Origin of the sequence: Streptomyces sp. NPDC088794 (assembly GCF_044750545.1) — a bacterium.
Lineage (GTDB): Bacteria > Actinomycetota > Actinomycetes > Streptomycetales > Streptomycetaceae > Streptomyces.
Genome location: NZ_JBIVKB010000004.1, coordinates 211,443 through 226,261, shown reverse-complemented (window position 1 = coordinate 226,261; position 14,819 = coordinate 211,443). Strand labels below are relative to the sequence as shown.

The window sequence follows — 14,819 nt, the reverse complement described above, 5'->3', positions numbered from 1 at the left end:
CGCGCCCGCGTTCCGGCGAGGTGCCGGGCCCAGCGGGTCTCGGTCCCCGGCGAGGTGGCAGGCCTCACACCCCGCCCGGCCCTCCGGCCGCCGTCGATCGTCCATCATGAGCGGATGCTCAGGTTCATGCCCGTCGGCGACTCCCAGACGATCGGAAGCGCCGGCGAACACACATGGCGTTACCGGATGTGGCAGCACCTGCGCGACACATACGGCGGCCCGTTCACGCTGGTCGGCCCGCGCGAGACGCTGTACGACAAGGCGACGGACACGCCGACCTCGTACGAGTACGCCGACCCGGACTTCCCCCGCGCCCACCTGGCCGGCTGGGGCGAGGGCTGGCTGCACATGGCCCCGCTGATCGGCGAGGCGGTACGCGGCTGCCGGGCCGACGTCCTGCTCGTCGCCCTGGGCCTGATCGACCTGGGCTTCTACACGAACGCACGGCAGACCACCGACAACGTACGGGCCTTCGTGGCCGAGGCCCGCGCCGCGAAGCCGTCCGTACGGATGGTGTTCCTGCCGGTGATCCCGAACATCCGCGCCCTCACGGACGCCCCCTTCGGCGCCGAGGTCACCCTCTTCAACGAACTCCAGGCGAAGGCCGTCGCCGACCTCGACGACCCGCGCTCCCCCCTCCTCCTGGCCTCCCTCCCGGAGTCGTACGACGTCAACCACGACACGTACGACGGCACCCACCCGAACGCGTCCGGCGAGCACAAGATCGCGGCGGCGTTCGCGGGGGCGATGCATCAGGCGTGGGGGTGGGGCGAGGAGTACTACGAGGATGACGGCGGGGAGGGCGGCGACGGCGGCGGCACCTTTGACTTCGACGCGGTGACCTCGGCCGGCCGGCGATAGCGCTCGGCCCACTCCTGATTGAGCCGGTCGGCCTGACGCCGGTGACTGGGGGTGATCCGCCGTCCGGTCGGCAGGGCGAGCCCGAGGAAGTCGAGAACACCGTGCGTGACGGCGTGCGGGTCGGCAGAGAGGTCCTCGTACCGGATGCGATGCGGTTGGATGCCGTAGGCCTCGAACCAGCGCTCCCAACCTGCGTTGTGCTCCTCGATGGTGCGCAGGAGACGGGTGACGGCGTCGCGGTCGAAGCGGGGCTGAGCATCGATGCCACCCGCACCTCCGCCGATCTCGCCTTTCCCGCCGACGAACCAGACCCCGGTCTGCTCCGCCCGCAACCATGAGACCGCCTGGGCGAGAACGTCGTCCCGGCGCAGATACACGAACCGGATCCGCGTCCCGAACTCCCGCTTCAACAGGCCCAGTTCGTCCCCCGTGAGGTCGGGGTGCAGTCGTGCGAGCCGAGTTGCGAGTTCGGCGTGCGTTCCCCACATGAGCTTGGCCCCGAAGACTCCGTTACCGGTCCGGCCTTCGCGCAGCGCCGCCCGTACGAACTCCGCGTAATCCAGGGCCTCTTGGGGCGTATGCGCCACCCCCCACCGCTCCGACCACGCCGCCTCGTCCGGCATCCGGAAATAGGCCTGCGGGTGCCCGGCGACCCCGGTGGAGTCGAGCAGACCGAGGAGGAGGGAGCTGCCGGTTCGGGGGGTGGCGCAGATGAAGTACGTGTCCGTGTCCGCGTTCGTCGGCTTGGTCACGGCGGCCAGGGTCGGGGGTGGGGGCGTGGGCGGCAACCGAATAACGACGGTGACGATGGCGTGATCACTCCGCATCCCGGTCACCGTGCGTATCGTTGTACCGCGCGGCCGCACTCGTGCGGAGGGCGGCCGGGGAGGAGCGCCAGGATGACCGTCCTTGAAGACAGGATCGCGATGGCCAAGAGCGACGACGAGATCACGCTCGACGAGTGGTTCGAGCGGATCGAGAAGATGCCCGCCCCCGAGGGATACAAGGTCGAGATCGTCGAGGGGACCGTCTTCATGTCGCCACAGCGGGACACCCACTGGGAGATCATCCTGGATATCGTCGAGCAGTTGCGGACCAAGTACCCCCGGAAGCGCGTGAAGTCCGACGTCCGTATCGACTACCCGGGTCACCTCAACGGATTCGCGACCGACGTGACGGTGATGACCGAGGGCGCCGAGAAGACGGAGGGCGGGGGCTGGCGCCACCAGGACGTCGAGTTCGTCGCCGAGGTCATCTCCAAGGGCACCGCCGTCAACGACTACGGCCCGAAGAAGGCCGCGTACGCCCTCGCCGAAGTCCCGGTCTACGTCATCGCCGACCCGTACCAGGGCCGCTGCCACATCTACACCCACCCCAAGGGCGACGACTACACGACCGAGACGAAGGTGGCCTTCGGGGACGACATGGATCTCACCGGCACCGTGGTCGGCCTCACCCTCACCACCGCCGAGTTCCCCCGCGACTGACCCCCCTTGCATAGAGCGCACTCGAAGTCGTTGGCTAAGTACTCATGAAGTACACGCAGCTCGGACGCACAGGCCTCAAGGTCAGCCGACTGGTCCTCGGCACGATGAACTTCGGACCGCAGACGAACGAGGCGGACAGCCACGCGATCATGGACGCGGCGCTGGACGCGGGCATCAACTACTTCGACACCGCCAACGTCTACGGCTGGGGCGAGAACAAGGGCCGCACCGAGGAGATCGTCGGCAGCTGGTTCGCCAAGAGCCCCGACCACCGCGACAAGACCGTCATCGCCACCAAGGTCTACGGCAACATGGCCGCGGACGGCGACGCCTGGCCCAACCACGACAAGCTCTCCGCCGTGAACATCCGGCGCGCGGTCGACGCCAGCCTCAAGCGGCTCCAGACCGACTACATCGACATCTACCAGTTCCACCACATCGACCGGGCGACGCCCTTCGAGGAGATCTGGCAGGCGATCGACACCCTCATCCAGCAGGGCAAGATCCTCTACGTCGGCTCCTCCAACTTCCCCGGCTACAAGATCGCGCAGGCCAACGAGATCGCCGCCCGGCGCGGCGGCACCATCGGCCTCGTCAGCGAGCAGTGCCTCTACAACCTCGCCGAGCGCCGCGCCGAGATGGAGGTCATCCCGGCCGCGCAGGAGTACGGCCTCGGGGTCATCCCCTGGTCGCCGCTCCACGGCGGGCTGCTGGGCGGGGTCATCAAGAAGGAGGTCCAGGGTGGCCGCCGCGCCTCCGGCCGGGCCGCCGACGCCCTCGCCAACCCCACCTCACGCGCCCAGATCCAGGCGTACGAGGATCTGCTCGACAAGCACGGGATCGAGCCCGGCGAGGCCGCCCTGGCCTGGCTGCTCACCCGTCCCGGCGTGACCGGCCCGATCGTCGGCCCGCGCACCGCCGAGCAGCTGGAGTCCGCGCTGCGGGCCGTGGAGCTGGAGCTGAGCGAGGAGATCCTCGCCTCGCTGGACGAGATCTTCCCGGGCCCGGGCCCGTCTCCGGAGGCCTTCGCCTGGTAGACGCCGTGAGGGCAAACGCCCCGTCTTTCAGGGGCGCGGGGAACTGCGCGACCAGCCACATCCGGCCCACAGCCGATATCCGACCCGCAGTTCCCCGGTCCTCACTTTCACTTGCCGAGCGCAGCCGCGAGCCCAACGACAACGAACAACAGCACGAGCACACCGGCCATGATCCGGTTCCGGGTTTTCGGGTCCACGTGCCCGAGCCTAGCCGCCCGCCCCCAGGCTCCAACGGGCGACCGCCTCATACCGGGGCTGCTCCCCCGGAACCCCCGACCTCGGCAGGTTGCTCCGGACGAGTGCCAGCTCGTCCACCGTCCACGCCTGCCCCGCGAACTCGTCGAGCCGGTCGAGATACGGCCGCACGTCCGCCGCGTCACGGCCGCGGGCCAGCGTGAGGTGCGCGCGATAACGCCGGTGCTCCCGCATCTCCACCCCCGCCTCCCGCGCAGCGCCCTCGCACCGCTCGGCCAGCACCCGCAGCCCCGCCAACTCCCCCTCCACTCCGGCCCACAGGGCCCGCCCGTCCCCGAACTGCCCGCCCCCGCGCACCGCGAGACCGAACGGCTCGCTCTCCCGCGCCACCCGCGCCAGCCGGGCCGACAGTTCCGGTACGACGTCGTCGTCGACCTCGCCGTAGAAGGCGAGCGTGAAGTGCCAGCCGGGGCGGCCGGTCCAGCGGAGCGCGTCCGCCCCCGGCAACCGCCTCAACTCGTCCACCACGGCCCCGAGTTCGGCCAGCACCCGCTCCGGTGGCAACAGCGCCGCGAAGAGTCTCATGGCGTCACCCTTCCAGGGAATGGATCACCGGGCCACCGTCCCTGACGCCCGTCGCCTAGCCTGCCCCCATGACGCACCCGGAGATCAGCATCAGAGCCGGCGGGTCCGACGACATCCCCGCGATCCTCGGCATGTTCGACAGCGCCATGGAGTGGCTCGTCGCGCAGGGGCGGACCGGGCAGTGGGGCAGCAGGCCCTGGTCGGAGAGGGCCTCGACCGTGGAGCTGGTGACCGGTTACGTCACCCGGGGCGCGGCCTTCGTCGCCGAACTGGACGGCGTACCGGCGGGGACGCTGAGCCTCACCGACGGTCCCGGGACGTATCTGCCGCCCGCCGACGAACCCGAGCGGTACGTCCATCTCCTCGCCTCCGACCGCCGTTTCAAGGGCCGGGGTGTCGGGGCCGCGCTGCTCGCGCACGCCGTCGAGGAGACGCGGCGGGCCGGCGTCTCGCTGCTGCGGGTGGACTGCTACGCGGGCGGCGACGGCAAGCTCGTCCGCTACTACGAGAGCAACGGCTTCACCCGCACCGAGGCCTTCACGGGCACGGACGACTGGCCGGGACAGATCCTGGCCCGGAGGGTCTAGGTCCGACCCCCGGGCCAGGGACGGCCCTCAGGCCACCGCGGCCAGCTTCTCCTGCTGCTCGCGTGGTTCGAAACGGACGTGCGGGTGGCCGCGGTTCCAGCCGACCGACAGGCGGAGGTTGCCCACCCGGGCCAGCACCAGGCCGATCGTCACGGCCGCGAGAGCCGAGATCGCGCCGCCCACCGCGAGGCCCGCGCGGACGCCGTACGCGTCGGTGACCCAGCCGGCGATCGGCGCGCCCACCGGGGAGCCGCCCAGGAAGACCATCATGTAGAGGGCGAGCACCCGGCCGCGCATGGCCGGGTCGGTGCTCATCTGGATGCTGGTGTTCGCGGTGACGTTGACCGTCATGCCGAACATGCCGATCGGGGCCATGAGCAGGGCGAAGAGCCAGAGGCCGGGCGCTGCCGCCGCGGCGAGTTCCATCGCGCCGAAGGCGACCGCCGCCGCGATCATCACCCGCATCTTGGCCGTGCCGCGCCGGGCCGCGAGCAGCGCGCCGCCCAGGGAGCCGACCGCCATCAGCGTGTTGAAGAGGCTGTAGGAGCCCGCGCCCGCGTGGAAGACGTCGTCCGCGAAGGCCGAGAGGTACACCGGGAAGTTGAAGCCGAAGGTGCCGATGAAGCCGACCAGGACGATGGTCCACATCAGGTCGGGGCGGCCGGCGACGTACTGGAGTCCCTCGCGCAGCTGGCCCTTGGCGCGCGGGGCGCGCTCGACGACGTGCAGTTCGCGGGCCTTCATCAGGAGCAGTCCGGTGAGGGGCGCGATGAAGGACAGGCCGTTGAAGAGGAACGCCCAGCCGGTGCCGACGCCGGTGATCATCAGGCCCGCGACGGCGGGGCCGACCAGACGGGCGGACTGGAAGTTGGCGGAGTTCAGGCTGACCGCGTTCTGCAGCTGGTCCGGGCCGACCATCTCGGAGACGAAGGACTGGCGGGCCGGGTTGTCCATGACCGTGGCCAGTCCCGCGGCGAAGGCGGCGAGGTAGACGTGCCAGACCTGGACGTGGCCGGAGAGCGTGAGGGCGGCGAGCGCGAGGCCGATGAGGCCCATCGAGGACTGCGTGAACAGCAGCGTGCGGCGCTTGGGCAACCGGTCGACCAGGACACCGCCGTAGAGACCGAAGAGCAGCATCGGCAGGAACTGCAGGGCCGTCGTGACGCCGACGGCGGTCGCGGAGCCGGTGAGGCTGAGGACCAGCCAGTCCTGGGCGATGCGCTGCATCCAGGTGCCGATGTTGGAGACGACCTGGCCGGCGAAGAACAGGCGGTAGTTCCTGACCCGCAGCGAGGAGAACATCGAGGACTTGGAGGACTTCGAGGTCTTCGAGGACTTGAGGGACTTGGCCGGGGCCGCGTCGGGGGTGGGCGGGGATTCGTGGGTGGACGGTGCGGGGGCGGAGTCTGCTCCGGGTCCCGAACTCAAAAGGGTCGCCTCCTTGGTGGCACTGCTTACAGGTGTGCGAGCTTCTCCAGCACGGGGGCGGCGGCACGGAGTTTCGCCCACTCGTCCTCGTCGAGGTCGTCGACCAGGGTGGCCAGGAAGGCGTTGCGCTTGGCGCGGCTCTCCTCGAGCATGGCCTCGGCCTGCTCGGTCTTGGTGACGACCTTCTGGCGCCGGTCCTCGGGGTGCGGCTCCAGCCGGACCAGTCCCTTGGCCTCCAGCAGCGCGACGATGCGGGTCATCGACGGCGGCTGGACGTGCTCCTTGCGGGCGAGTTCGCCCGGCGTGGCACTGCCGCAGTTCGACAGGGTGCCCAGCACCGACATCTCGGTGGGGCTCAGCGACTCGTCGACCCGTTGGTGCTTGAGTCGGCGGGACAGCCGCATGACAGCTGATCGAAGCGAGTTCACGGCGGCTGCGTCGTCGCCATGGGTGAGGTCCGGCATGTCCTTAGCGTAACTCATTACCCTCTCTAAAGACCACCTGGGACACGCAAGGTGCCCATGACCCCGGTCACCGAACCTTTCCGTCACCCATATGAGTGAGCCAGAACGGAAAAGCGACGCACGCCCCGCACCGCTCCCGCGACCCTCGTCTCCATGGGGACCAGTGTGCTCAGCCTGCGGATAGACGGGGAGCTGCTCGACCGGCTCCGGGATCATGCGGCCAAAAGGGGAATGAGCGTCCAGGACTACGTGGTCCAGACGCTCATCCGCGACGACTTCGACGAGCGGTTCCAGACCGCGGTCGAGGAGACAGAGAAGTTCTACGGGGTTCCGTGAGCGGAACCGGCACACTCGCCGGTCACGTCAGACCCAGCGCCGGCATCAGGTAGTAGAAGCCGAAGACCGCCGCCACGACGTACATGGCCACCGGGATCTCGCGCCCGCGCCCGGCGACCAGCCGCAGGACCACGAAGGTGATGAAGCCCATCCCGATGCCGTTGGTGATCGAGTAGGTGAAGGGCATCATCACCATCGTGACGAAGGCCGGGATCGCGATCGTGTGGTCGGCCCAGTCGATCTCCTTGACCGAGCCGGCCAGGATCAGGAAGCCCACCGCGAGCAGCGCCGGGGTGGCCGCCTGGGACGGGACCATCGTGGCCACCGGCGTCAGGAACAGCGCGACGGCGAAGAGCGCCCCGGTGACGATGTTCGCGAAGCCGGTGCGCGCGCCCTCGCCGACGCCCGCCGTGGACTCCACGAAGCAGGTGGTCGCCGAGGAGGAGCTGGCGCCGCCCGCCGCGACCGCGATGCCGTCGACGAAGAGGACCTTGTTGATGCCGGGCATCTGCCCCTCGGCGTCGGTCAGCTTCGCCTCGTCGGAGACGCCCATGATCGTGCCCATCGCGTCGAAGAAGCACGACAGCAGCACGGTGAAGACGAACAGGACGCCGGTCAGCACCCCGACCTTGTCGAAGCCGCCGAACAGGCTGAACTTCCCGATCAGGCCGAAGTCCGGGGTGGCGACCGGGTTGCCGGGCCACTTGGGGGTCGTCAAGCCCCAGGACGGGATCGTCGCGACGGCGTCGAGGATCACCGCGAGGACCGTCATCGCGACGATCGAGATCAGGATCGCGCCGGGGACCTTGCGCACGATCAGCGCGAGGGTGAGCAGCGCGCCGAGGACGAAGACCAGCACCGGCCAGCCGTTGAGGTGCCCGTCGCCGCCGAGCTGAAGCGGGACGGTGGTCTGGGCGGCGTCCGGGATGCGGGAGACGAAGCCGGAGTCGACCAGGCCGATCAGCATGATGAACAGGCCGATGCCGATGGCGATGGCCTTGCGCAGCCCGAACGGCACGGCGTTCATCACGCGCTCGCGCAGCCCGGTGGCGACCAGCAGCATCACGACGAGGCCGGCCAGCACGACCATGCCCATGGCGTCCGGCCAGGACATCCGGGGCGCGAGCTGGAGCGCGACGACCGAGTTCACGCCGAGACCGGCGGCGAGCGCGATCGGTACGTTGCCGATGACACCCATGAGCAGGGTGGTGAAGGCGGCGGTCAGAGCCGTCGCGGTGACGAGCTGACCGTTGTCCAGCTGGTGCCCGTACATGTCCTTCGCGCTGCCCAGGATGATCGGGTTCAGCACGATGATGTAGGCCATCGCGAAGAAGGTGGCGAAGCCGCCACGGATCTCACGGGGCAGCGTGGAGCCGCGCTCGGAGATCTTGAAGTAGCGGTCGAGTGCGCCGGTGGTGCCGGTGGCCATTGGAGGTTCCTACGAGCAGAAGTGGACAAACGGAAAACGGTTTCAGTATGAACATATGAGGTCGTCAGCGCCATCTCCGCGCGTAGACGGAAACGCCTCGTAAGCTGTGCGCATGGCGAAGTGGACACCAACGCACGAGGCGCCGGAGCCCCTGGAGGGCCCCGTGGTCGCCACCATCACCGGCCTCACGGCCGTCTGGTTCGTCCTCTTCCTGGTGCAGCTCCCCTTCTACGGCTGGTTCGACGACCACGGACACCTGTGGTGGCTGTGGACATGCCTGGCCGGCGGCGGTCTGGGGTTCATCGGCATCTGGTACGTCCGCGGGCGCGACGCGGCGCTCAAGCGGGCGGCGGCGGCAGCGGAGGCGGGGACCGGAGCCCGGGCCGCGTCGGACCCGGGATCAGGGTCGACGGCGTAGGCCCTACAACCACGGCACGACCCGACTCCTCCCCAGGTCGGATCTTCCGCGCACTCGGCGGGTGAAGCCGCAAATCCGCACGTACCGTCGAAGGCATGACGCACATCGACGCCGGCGCCGAGCTCGACCCTGTGCACCCCGTACCCCTGCCGGAGACGGCGCGTGGGCTGAGCGCCGCCGAGGTCGCCGAGCGGGTGGCGCGCGGGCAGGTCAACGACGTACCCGTCCGCAGCAGTCGGTCGATGGGCGAGATCGTCCGGGCCAACGTGTTCACCCGGTTCAACGCGATCATCGGTGTGCTCTGGCTGATCATGCTGGCCGTCGCACCCCTCCAGGACAGCCTGTTCGGGTACGTGATCCTCGCCAACACGGGCATCGGGATCGTGCAGGAGTGGCGGGCGAAGAAGACCCTCGACTCGCTGGCGGTGATCGGGGAGGCCAAGCCGACGGTACGGCGGGACGGGACCGCCGCCGAGGTCAGCACCTCGGAGATCGTGCTGGACGACCTGATCGAGATCGGGCCCGGCGACAAGGCGGTCGTCGACGGCGTGTGCGTGGAGGCCGACGGCCTGGAGATCGACGAGTCGCTGCTCACCGGTGAGGCGGACCCGGTAGTGAAGCGGCCCGGCGACGAGGTGATGTCGGGCAGTTTCGTGGTGGCCGGCGGCGGCGCGTTCCGGGCGACCAAGGTGGGCCGCGAGGCCTACGCCGCCCAACTCGCCGAAGAGGCCTCCCGGTTCACGCTCGTCCACTCCGAACTGCGCTCCGGCATCTCCACGATCCTCAAGTACGTGACGTGGATGATGATCCCGACCGCGATCGGCCTGGTCATCAGCCAGCTGTTCGTGAAGGACAACGACCTCAAGGACTCGATCGCGCGCACGGTCGGCGGCATCGTGCCGATGGTCCCGGAGGGCCTGGTCCTGCTCACCTCCGTCGCGTTCGCGATCGGCGTCATCCGCCTTGGCCGAAAACAGTGCCTGGTCCAGGAGTTGCCCGCCATCGAGGGCCTCGCCCGCGTCGACACCGTCTGCCTCGACAAGACCGGCACCCTCACCGAGGGCGGCATGGACGTCACCGAACTCCGGCCCCTGAAGGGCACGGACGAGGCCTACATACGCACAGTGCTCGGCGCCCTCGGCGAGTCCGACCCGCGCCCCAACGCCTCCCTCCAGGCCATCATCGACGCCTACCCGGACGCCGAGGACTGGCGCTGCACGCAGTCCCTGCCCTTCTCCTCGGCCCGCAAGTACAGCGGCGCCCGCTTCAGCGAGGGCGACGGCGAGACCAGTACGTGGCTGCTGGGCGCGCCTGACGTGCTGCTGGCCCCCGCCGACCCCGCCCTCGCCGAGACCGTCCGCCTGAACGAACAGGGCCTGCGCGTCCTGCTGTTGGCCCGCGCCACCGGCGACCTGGACGACCCCGAGGTGGCCCGGGGCGCCGAGCCGGCCGCCCTGGTCGTCCTGGAGCAGCGGCTGCGCCCCGACGCGGCCGACACCCTGCGCTACTTCGCCGAGCAGGACGTGCACGCCAAGGTGATCTCCGGCGACAACGCGGTCTCGGTGGGCGCGGTGGCGGCGAAGCTGGGCCTGACGGGTACGACGCTCGACGCCCGCCAACTCCCCTCCGCCCAGGAGGAGATGGCGAAGTCCCTCGACGAGGGCACGGTCTTCGGGCGGGTCACCCCGCAGCAGAAGCGGGACATGGTGGGCGCGTTGCAGTCACGCGGGCACACGGTCGCGATGACCGGGGACGGCGTGAACGACGTACTCGCCCTCAAGGACGCCGACATCGGCGTCGCCATGGGATCGGGCTCGGAGGCCACCCGGGCGGTCGCGCAGATCGTGCTGCTCAACAACAGCTTCGCGACGCTGCCTTCGGTGGTCGCGGAGGGGCGCCGGGTCATCGGCAACATCACGCGGGTCGCGACGCTGTTCCTGGTGAAGACGGTCTACTCGGTGCTGCTGGCGATCCTGGTGGTCTGCTTCCAGGTCGAATACCCGTTCCTGCCACGGCACTTGACCCTGCTGTCCACCCTCACCATCGGCATCCCGGCCTTCTTCCTCGCCCTGGCCCCCAACAAGGAGCGGGCGAAACCGCACTTCGTGCGGCGGGTGATGCGGTACTCGATCCCGGGCGGGGTGGTGGCCGGGGTGGCGACCTTCGTGACGTACATGATCGCCCGTCACCACTACACGGGCGAGGGGGCGTTGGACGCGGAGACCAGTGCGGCGACGCTCACGCTGTTCCTGATCTCGATGTGGGTCCTGGCGATCATCGCCCGCCCCTACACCTGGTGGCGGGTGACCCTGGTCGCCTCGATGGCCGCGGCCTTCGTCCTCGTCCTCGTCGTGCCCTGGCTCCAGCACTTCTTCGCACTGAAGCTGGTGGGCGTGACGATGCCGTGGATCGCGGTCGGCATCTCGGCGGTCGCGGCGGTCGCCCTGGAGGTGGTGTGGAGGGTGGTCGACCGCCGCGCTTCCGTCTAGCCGGGCTTACGTGACGTAGGCCCGTTCACTGCGTGTGGGCCCGTTTACTTCACGTCGACGTAGTCGCCCGCCGCGCTGACCGCGGGGGTCGTGGTGGTGCCGGCGAAGGTGAAGCGGTAGTACCCGTCGACCGTGGCCTTGGTGGTGGTCTTCAGGGTGCCCGTCGAGGACGAGGTGATGCCCTTGACGTTGGTGTAGGTGCTGGAGGTCTTCTTGCGGAACTGCAGCACGACCTTCTGGGTGGCGTAGCCGGCGTACTTGTTGGTCTCCCAGTTGGCACGGCTGAGCTTGCCGGTGACCGTGACGGTCTTGCCCTTCTTCACCGGCTCGGGGGCGGCGTTGACCGTCAGCTGCGAGGCACGCTGGACGAGGGTGGAGCCCAGGGCGCCCTGGTCGGAGACGTCGCCGGTGCTGTACTGCAGCGCGAGCGCACCCGCCGACCACTTGCCGGCGTCGGAGTTGATCAGGTCGCCCTCGCCCGGGTAGATGTCGATCTTGCCGGAGCAGTTGGCGGTGGTGGTCGAGGTCGCGTTGCAGGTGGCCGCGTCATAGCCGAACAGCACGGCGTCGGGCGCCTCGAACTTGCCCTTGTACAGGTACGGGCCGTTGGCGAAGTCGTCCGACGTGAGGTCGTAGTTCGCACCGTGGGTCAGCGTGTAGGTGACCGTGGTGCTGACGTGGGCGGAGGTGCCCACCTTGACGGCCTTGGCGACCTTGAGGTTGGAGAAGGTGACGCCCAGGTCGGCCGCGGCCGCGTCGGCGGCGAGCGCGGACTTGGCGGAGCTCACAGACTGACCGGCGTGGGCCTTCGCGGCCTGCGCCTGGACGAACCAGGCGGAGTCGGCGGCCTGCGAGGCCGGCGCGGCGAAGGCGGAGAGGGCCAGGGCGCCGGTGACGGCGGCCACGGTGGCACGTATACGCATGTGTTTCCCTCTGGGGGGAGAAAGTGATCGTGGAGCCTGTTGGCTCACGGGTTCAGATCTGTGGCGCTTGTGAATGGTTGTACGGTCCGGCGGATTTTTGTTCGAGCATTGCGAAGGCCTTGCACGCCGGGGCCGAAGCGGCCGCCCCGAAGGTGCTCAGAGCGTCGGCCACATGCTCCTGCCGGCCGCGAGTCCGCCCTGGCCGTCGCCCGCGTACCAGCGCAGGTCGCCGTTGGATGCCAGTGCGGCCAGGTCCGCCTTGCCGTCACCGTCGAAGTCGCCGCCGACCAGGGTGCGCAGAGCGCCCCAGGTCTTGTCGGGCGACATCGAACGGGCCTTTCCGAACGTTCCGTCCGCCGCGCCCGGGTAGAGGCTCAGCGATCCGTCGGTGGCGACGGCGGCGATGTCTTCCCAGCCGTCACCGGTGAAGTCGGCGGTGGCGATGAGCTTCTTCTTCCACGTCTTGTCCGGCCACATCGACTTCTTCTGGTTGACCAGGTTGCCCGCGGTGTCCCGCTTGTAGGTGTACAGGGAGCCGTCGGGCCACTGGAAGAGCAGGGTCTGCCGGGCTTCCTTCCCTATCCGCAGGGCGGCGGCGGGCAGACCGTCCTTCCACGTGGCATCGGTCCACAACGGGGTTCTGTCGTACCGCGACAACGGCCAGGCACGCTGGCTGTGCAGAACGAGCTCTCCGTCGCTGTCGGCCGAAATCAGTTCGATTCCGTGCGTGTCGTCGAAGTCTCCCGCGACGAGCCGCTTCTGGTTGACGCGCCCGACGGGAGTCAGGTAGCCCCCGAACTGCAACGTCCCGTCCGACCGGCCCTGGAACATGTGAGCCCTGCCGGGCTTCATCAGCGAGACGATGTCCGTACGGCCGTCACCGTCGAAGTCGGCCGCCGTCATGACGTCGGTGATCTCCTGCTGCTGACCGGAGAGCCGCACCTGCTGGACCCAGTCCGCCATGTCGTCGACCCGGGTGGCGACGGCTCCGTTGCGGGTCTCCTCCGAGTTGAAGCACCCGCCCTCCCAAGCCGCACTGACCACTCCCACGACCCTGCCGCCGGAGTTGAGCACGGGCGCACCGGCGTCTCCCTTGCACAGGGCACCGCCGCTCGCGGCGGGTGAGATCGCGAGGGTCGTCGGATTGACGAGGTCCACACCGTAGGAACCGGTGTGGGCGCGCTCGGGGGTCCATTCGAGTCTGGTACGGCCGTAGCCGACGGCTCGCAGCTGACCGCCCTGGACCGGTGCGGCGCCGGAGAGCTGAGCGATGCCGATGTCGGGGAACGGACCGTCCAGTTTGTCGGCGGCGGTCGTCGGGTCGTCGAGCCGGGCCATGACCAGGTCGCGGCCCTGATACGGCACGATCTCGCGCACCTTCTGCTTCAGCTCGGCACTCGCCGTGGGCTTGTTGCCGTCGGCGGTCACCACGGTGGGCAGGGGCGGCGCGCCCCGGGTGAGTGCGGTCGGCTGCTGCGGGTTCGCGGCGAAGCAGCTCGCCGAGGTGAGGACCCACTGGGGGTCGACCAGGGTGCCGGAGCAACTGCGTTCGTCGTCGGGGTGGCCGGCGACGCTGCCCCCGATGTGGAGCTTGACCACGTACTGGTCGGCTCCCTCCGCGACCTGGTCGCCGACGACGGACTGGGCGGGTGGGGCGGTGGCGAGCAGACCTGTCGTCAGGCTCGCGGCCACGAGTCCGGTGGCCCACACCGTGCGCGTTCTGCGCGGACGGGCGTCATTCACGTGTGCCTCGCATGGGGAATTCGGCTCGGCGGGACGGCGGTCCCGCGAAGCGTGCGGAAGGGTGGGGATCAGCCGGTGACGCGCAGCTCGACCAGGACCGACCTGGCGCCGCCGACGGTCCCCTCACCGACGGAGGCCCATCCGCCCTGCTCGACGGGGACCGACGTGGTCGTGCCGTTCGCGGTGAGGTCGGCGACGATCGGGTGGTCCGCGGCTTCCACGGCGAAGACCCTGGAGAGCTCCAGCGTGAGCCAGCCGGCCTTCCCGACGGCCTTGAAGCAGTACGTACCCGCGCGGTTCGCGGAGGAGTCCGCGACGGCCAGCACGCGGATCTGCTGGGCGGCCTCGTCGCAGTCGGCCAGCAGAATACGACCGTCGCCCTTCTTCAGCTTGATTCCCTTTTCCGCCAAAATTCGATCGGCACCGGGATAGACATAGTCCTCCACCAAGGCAGGAGGATTTTCCGCCGACGGCGATTTCGGCGGATCGTCGGCAGAAGCCACAGAAATTCCGGCGAGCGTGGCAAACGCCAGAGCAGTTCCGGAGATAAAAAGATTTCGGGCGCGGAAAGGCACGAAAAAGTCCCCTCCGGCGCGGCTCCTCGCAGCGCGCGGAGTCGCGCCAGGATGCGGTCAAAAAGTAAAAAAGCCCTGATCATCCGGCCTGCGCCGAGCGCATCCGGTCCCCCTCAACCCCCTGAAGTCCTCAGGCCAGGACGAGATTCCGGCTGGTCAGGCCGGTCATGTCCACAGCAAAGTCGAGGTATACCTTAGGCATAGTCACGATCAACGTCAACAGCTATTTTTCGTCAGCCGGATCAAACCCTTGGGACATGCC

Annotated in this window: 15 protein-coding genes; 7 read left to right on the top strand and 8 right to left on the bottom strand. The window is 69.2% G+C overall.

What is annotated here, in order from left to right:
• Positions 1 to 114 precede the first annotated feature (114 nt).
• Positions 115 to 861 carry an SGNH/GDSL hydrolase family protein gene (locus ACIP6U_RS13515; RefSeq protein ID WP_401716003.1) on the top strand — a complete coding sequence of 249 codons (747 nt, stop codon included), beginning with the start codon at positions 115 to 117 and terminating at the stop codon, positions 859 to 861.
• Here the strand turns inward: ACIP6U_RS13515 and ACIP6U_RS13510 are convergent.
• On the bottom strand, positions 780 to 1,613 hold the full coding sequence (locus tag ACIP6U_RS13510) for a Stf0 family sulfotransferase (RefSeq protein ID WP_401716002.1): 834 nt from the start codon (positions 1,611 to 1,613) through the stop codon (positions 780 to 782). The two genes, ACIP6U_RS13515 and ACIP6U_RS13510, sit on opposite strands and share 82 nt — an antisense overlap.
• A 147-nt stretch (positions 1,614 to 1,760) precedes the next feature.
• Between ACIP6U_RS13510 and ACIP6U_RS13505 the strand changes: the two genes are divergently transcribed.
• Entirely contained in the window at positions 1,761 to 2,348 is a 588-nt protein-coding gene (locus ACIP6U_RS13505; RefSeq protein ID WP_401716000.1) for a Uma2 family endonuclease, read from the top strand.
• 44 nt (positions 2,349 to 2,392) lie between these two features.
• Positions 2,393 to 3,385, top strand: a complete 993-nt coding sequence (locus tag ACIP6U_RS13500) for an aldo/keto reductase (RefSeq protein WP_401715999.1) — start codon at positions 2,393 to 2,395, stop codon at positions 3,383 to 3,385.
• A 207-nt stretch (positions 3,386 to 3,592) separates the two neighbouring features.
• On the opposite strand, the gene thpR is transcribed toward ACIP6U_RS13500, so the two are convergent.
• Positions 3,593 to 4,165, bottom strand: coding sequence for an RNA 2',3'-cyclic phosphodiesterase (gene thpR / locus ACIP6U_RS13495; protein ID WP_401715996.1), 573 nt, complete (start codon positions 4,163 to 4,165; stop codon positions 3,593 to 3,595).
• A gap of 68 nt (positions 4,166 to 4,233) precedes the next feature.
• Here thpR and ACIP6U_RS13490 point away from each other — a divergent pair, with 68 nt between their 5' ends.
• Positions 4,234 to 4,752 carry a GNAT family N-acetyltransferase gene (locus ACIP6U_RS13490; RefSeq protein ID WP_401715993.1) on the top strand — a complete coding sequence of 173 codons (519 nt, stop codon included), beginning with the start codon at positions 4,234 to 4,236 and terminating at the stop codon, positions 4,750 to 4,752.
• Positions 4,753 to 4,779: 27 nt separating this feature from the next.
• On the opposite strand, the gene ACIP6U_RS13485 is transcribed toward ACIP6U_RS13490, so the two are convergent.
• Entirely contained in the window at positions 4,780 to 6,180 is a 1,401-nt protein-coding gene (locus tag ACIP6U_RS13485; protein ID WP_401715991.1) for an MFS transporter, read from the bottom strand.
• 26 nt (positions 6,181 to 6,206) lie between these two features.
• Complete coding sequence (locus ACIP6U_RS13480; RefSeq protein WP_401715989.1) at positions 6,207 to 6,644, bottom strand: MarR family winged helix-turn-helix transcriptional regulator; 438 nt, start codon at positions 6,642 to 6,644, stop codon at positions 6,207 to 6,209.
• 153 nt (positions 6,645 to 6,797) lie between these two features.
• Here ACIP6U_RS13480 and ACIP6U_RS13475 point away from each other — a divergent pair, with 153 nt between their 5' ends.
• Positions 6,798 to 6,980: a ribbon-helix-helix protein, CopG family gene (locus tag ACIP6U_RS13475; RefSeq protein WP_124004047.1), complete on the top strand. Its 183-nt coding sequence runs from the start codon at positions 6,798 to 6,800 to the stop codon at positions 6,978 to 6,980.
• Positions 6,981 to 7,002: 22 nt separating this feature from the next.
• Here ACIP6U_RS13475 and ACIP6U_RS13470 read toward each other — a convergent pair whose 3' ends face one another.
• Positions 7,003 to 8,409 (bottom strand): NCS2 family permease, encoded by a 1,407-nt coding sequence (locus tag ACIP6U_RS13470; RefSeq protein ID WP_401715986.1) that lies wholly within the window; start codon positions 8,407 to 8,409, stop codon positions 7,003 to 7,005.
• 112 nt (positions 8,410 to 8,521) lie between these two features.
• Between ACIP6U_RS13470 and ACIP6U_RS13465 the strand changes: the two genes are divergently transcribed.
• Positions 8,522 to 8,827 (top strand): DUF2530 domain-containing protein, encoded by a 306-nt coding sequence (locus ACIP6U_RS13465; protein ID WP_401715983.1) that lies wholly within the window; start codon positions 8,522 to 8,524, stop codon positions 8,825 to 8,827.
• A gap of 95 nt (positions 8,828 to 8,922) precedes the next feature.
• A complete protein-coding gene (locus ACIP6U_RS13460) occupies positions 8,923 to 11,316 on the top strand; it encodes an HAD-IC family P-type ATPase (RefSeq protein ID WP_401715981.1) in 2,394 nt (797 codons plus the stop codon).
• Between the two features lie 44 nt (positions 11,317 to 11,360).
• Here the strand turns inward: ACIP6U_RS13460 and ACIP6U_RS13455 are convergent, their stop codons facing one another.
• The 3 genes from ACIP6U_RS13455 to ACIP6U_RS13445 all read right to left on the bottom strand — a co-directional run bounded on the left by ACIP6U_RS13455 (position 11,361) and on the right by ACIP6U_RS13445 (position 14,428).
• Positions 11,361 to 12,239, bottom strand: a complete 879-nt coding sequence (locus ACIP6U_RS13455; RefSeq protein ID WP_401715978.1) for a hypothetical protein — start codon at positions 12,237 to 12,239, stop codon at positions 11,361 to 11,363.
• Positions 12,240 to 12,395: 156 nt separating this feature from the next.
• A complete protein-coding gene (locus tag ACIP6U_RS13450) occupies positions 12,396 to 13,982 on the bottom strand; it encodes an FG-GAP-like repeat-containing protein (RefSeq protein ID WP_401715975.1) in 1,587 nt (528 codons plus the stop codon).
• 68 nt (positions 13,983 to 14,050) lie between these two features.
• Positions 14,051 to 14,428, bottom strand: a complete 378-nt coding sequence (locus tag ACIP6U_RS13445) for a hypothetical protein (protein ID WP_401716969.1) — start codon at positions 14,426 to 14,428, stop codon at positions 14,051 to 14,053.
• Positions 14,429 to 14,819: the final 391 nt, after the last annotated feature.

What these genes read in the sequence shown, in the direction of transcription:
- ACIP6U_RS13515 (WP_401716003.1), top strand. Translation starts at nt 115, where the DNA reads ATGCTCAGGTTCATGCCCGTCGGCGACTCCCAGACGATCGGAAGCGCC.
- ACIP6U_RS13505 (WP_401716000.1), top strand. Translation starts at nt 1,761, where the DNA reads ATGACCGTCCTTGAAGACAGGATCGCGATGGCCAAGAGCGACGACGAG.
- ACIP6U_RS13490 (WP_401715993.1), top strand. Translation starts at nt 4,234, where the DNA reads ATGACGCACCCGGAGATCAGCATCAGAGCCGGCGGGTCCGACGACATC.
- ACIP6U_RS13455 (WP_401715978.1), bottom strand. Translation starts at nt 12,239, where the DNA reads ATGCGTATACGTGCCACCGTGGCCGCCGTCACCGGCGCCCTGGCCCTC.
- ACIP6U_RS13460 (WP_401715981.1), top strand. Translation starts at nt 8,923, where the DNA reads ATGACGCACATCGACGCCGGCGCCGAGCTCGACCCTGTGCACCCCGTA.
- ACIP6U_RS13465 (WP_401715983.1), top strand. Translation starts at nt 8,522, where the DNA reads ATGGCGAAGTGGACACCAACGCACGAGGCGCCGGAGCCCCTGGAGGGC.
- ACIP6U_RS13480 (WP_401715989.1), bottom strand. Translation starts at nt 6,644, where the DNA reads ATGCCGGACCTCACCCATGGCGACGACGCAGCCGCCGTGAACTCGCTT.
- thpR (WP_401715996.1), bottom strand. Translation starts at nt 4,165, where the DNA reads ATGAGACTCTTCGCGGCGCTGTTGCCACCGGAGCGGGTGCTGGCCGAA.
- ACIP6U_RS13475 (WP_124004047.1), top strand. Translation starts at nt 6,798, where the DNA reads ATGGGGACCAGTGTGCTCAGCCTGCGGATAGACGGGGAGCTGCTCGAC.
- ACIP6U_RS13500 (WP_401715999.1), top strand. Translation starts at nt 2,393, where the DNA reads ATGAAGTACACGCAGCTCGGACGCACAGGCCTCAAGGTCAGCCGACTG.
- ACIP6U_RS13470 (WP_401715986.1), bottom strand. Translation starts at nt 8,409, where the DNA reads ATGGCCACCGGCACCACCGGCGCACTCGACCGCTACTTCAAGATCTCC.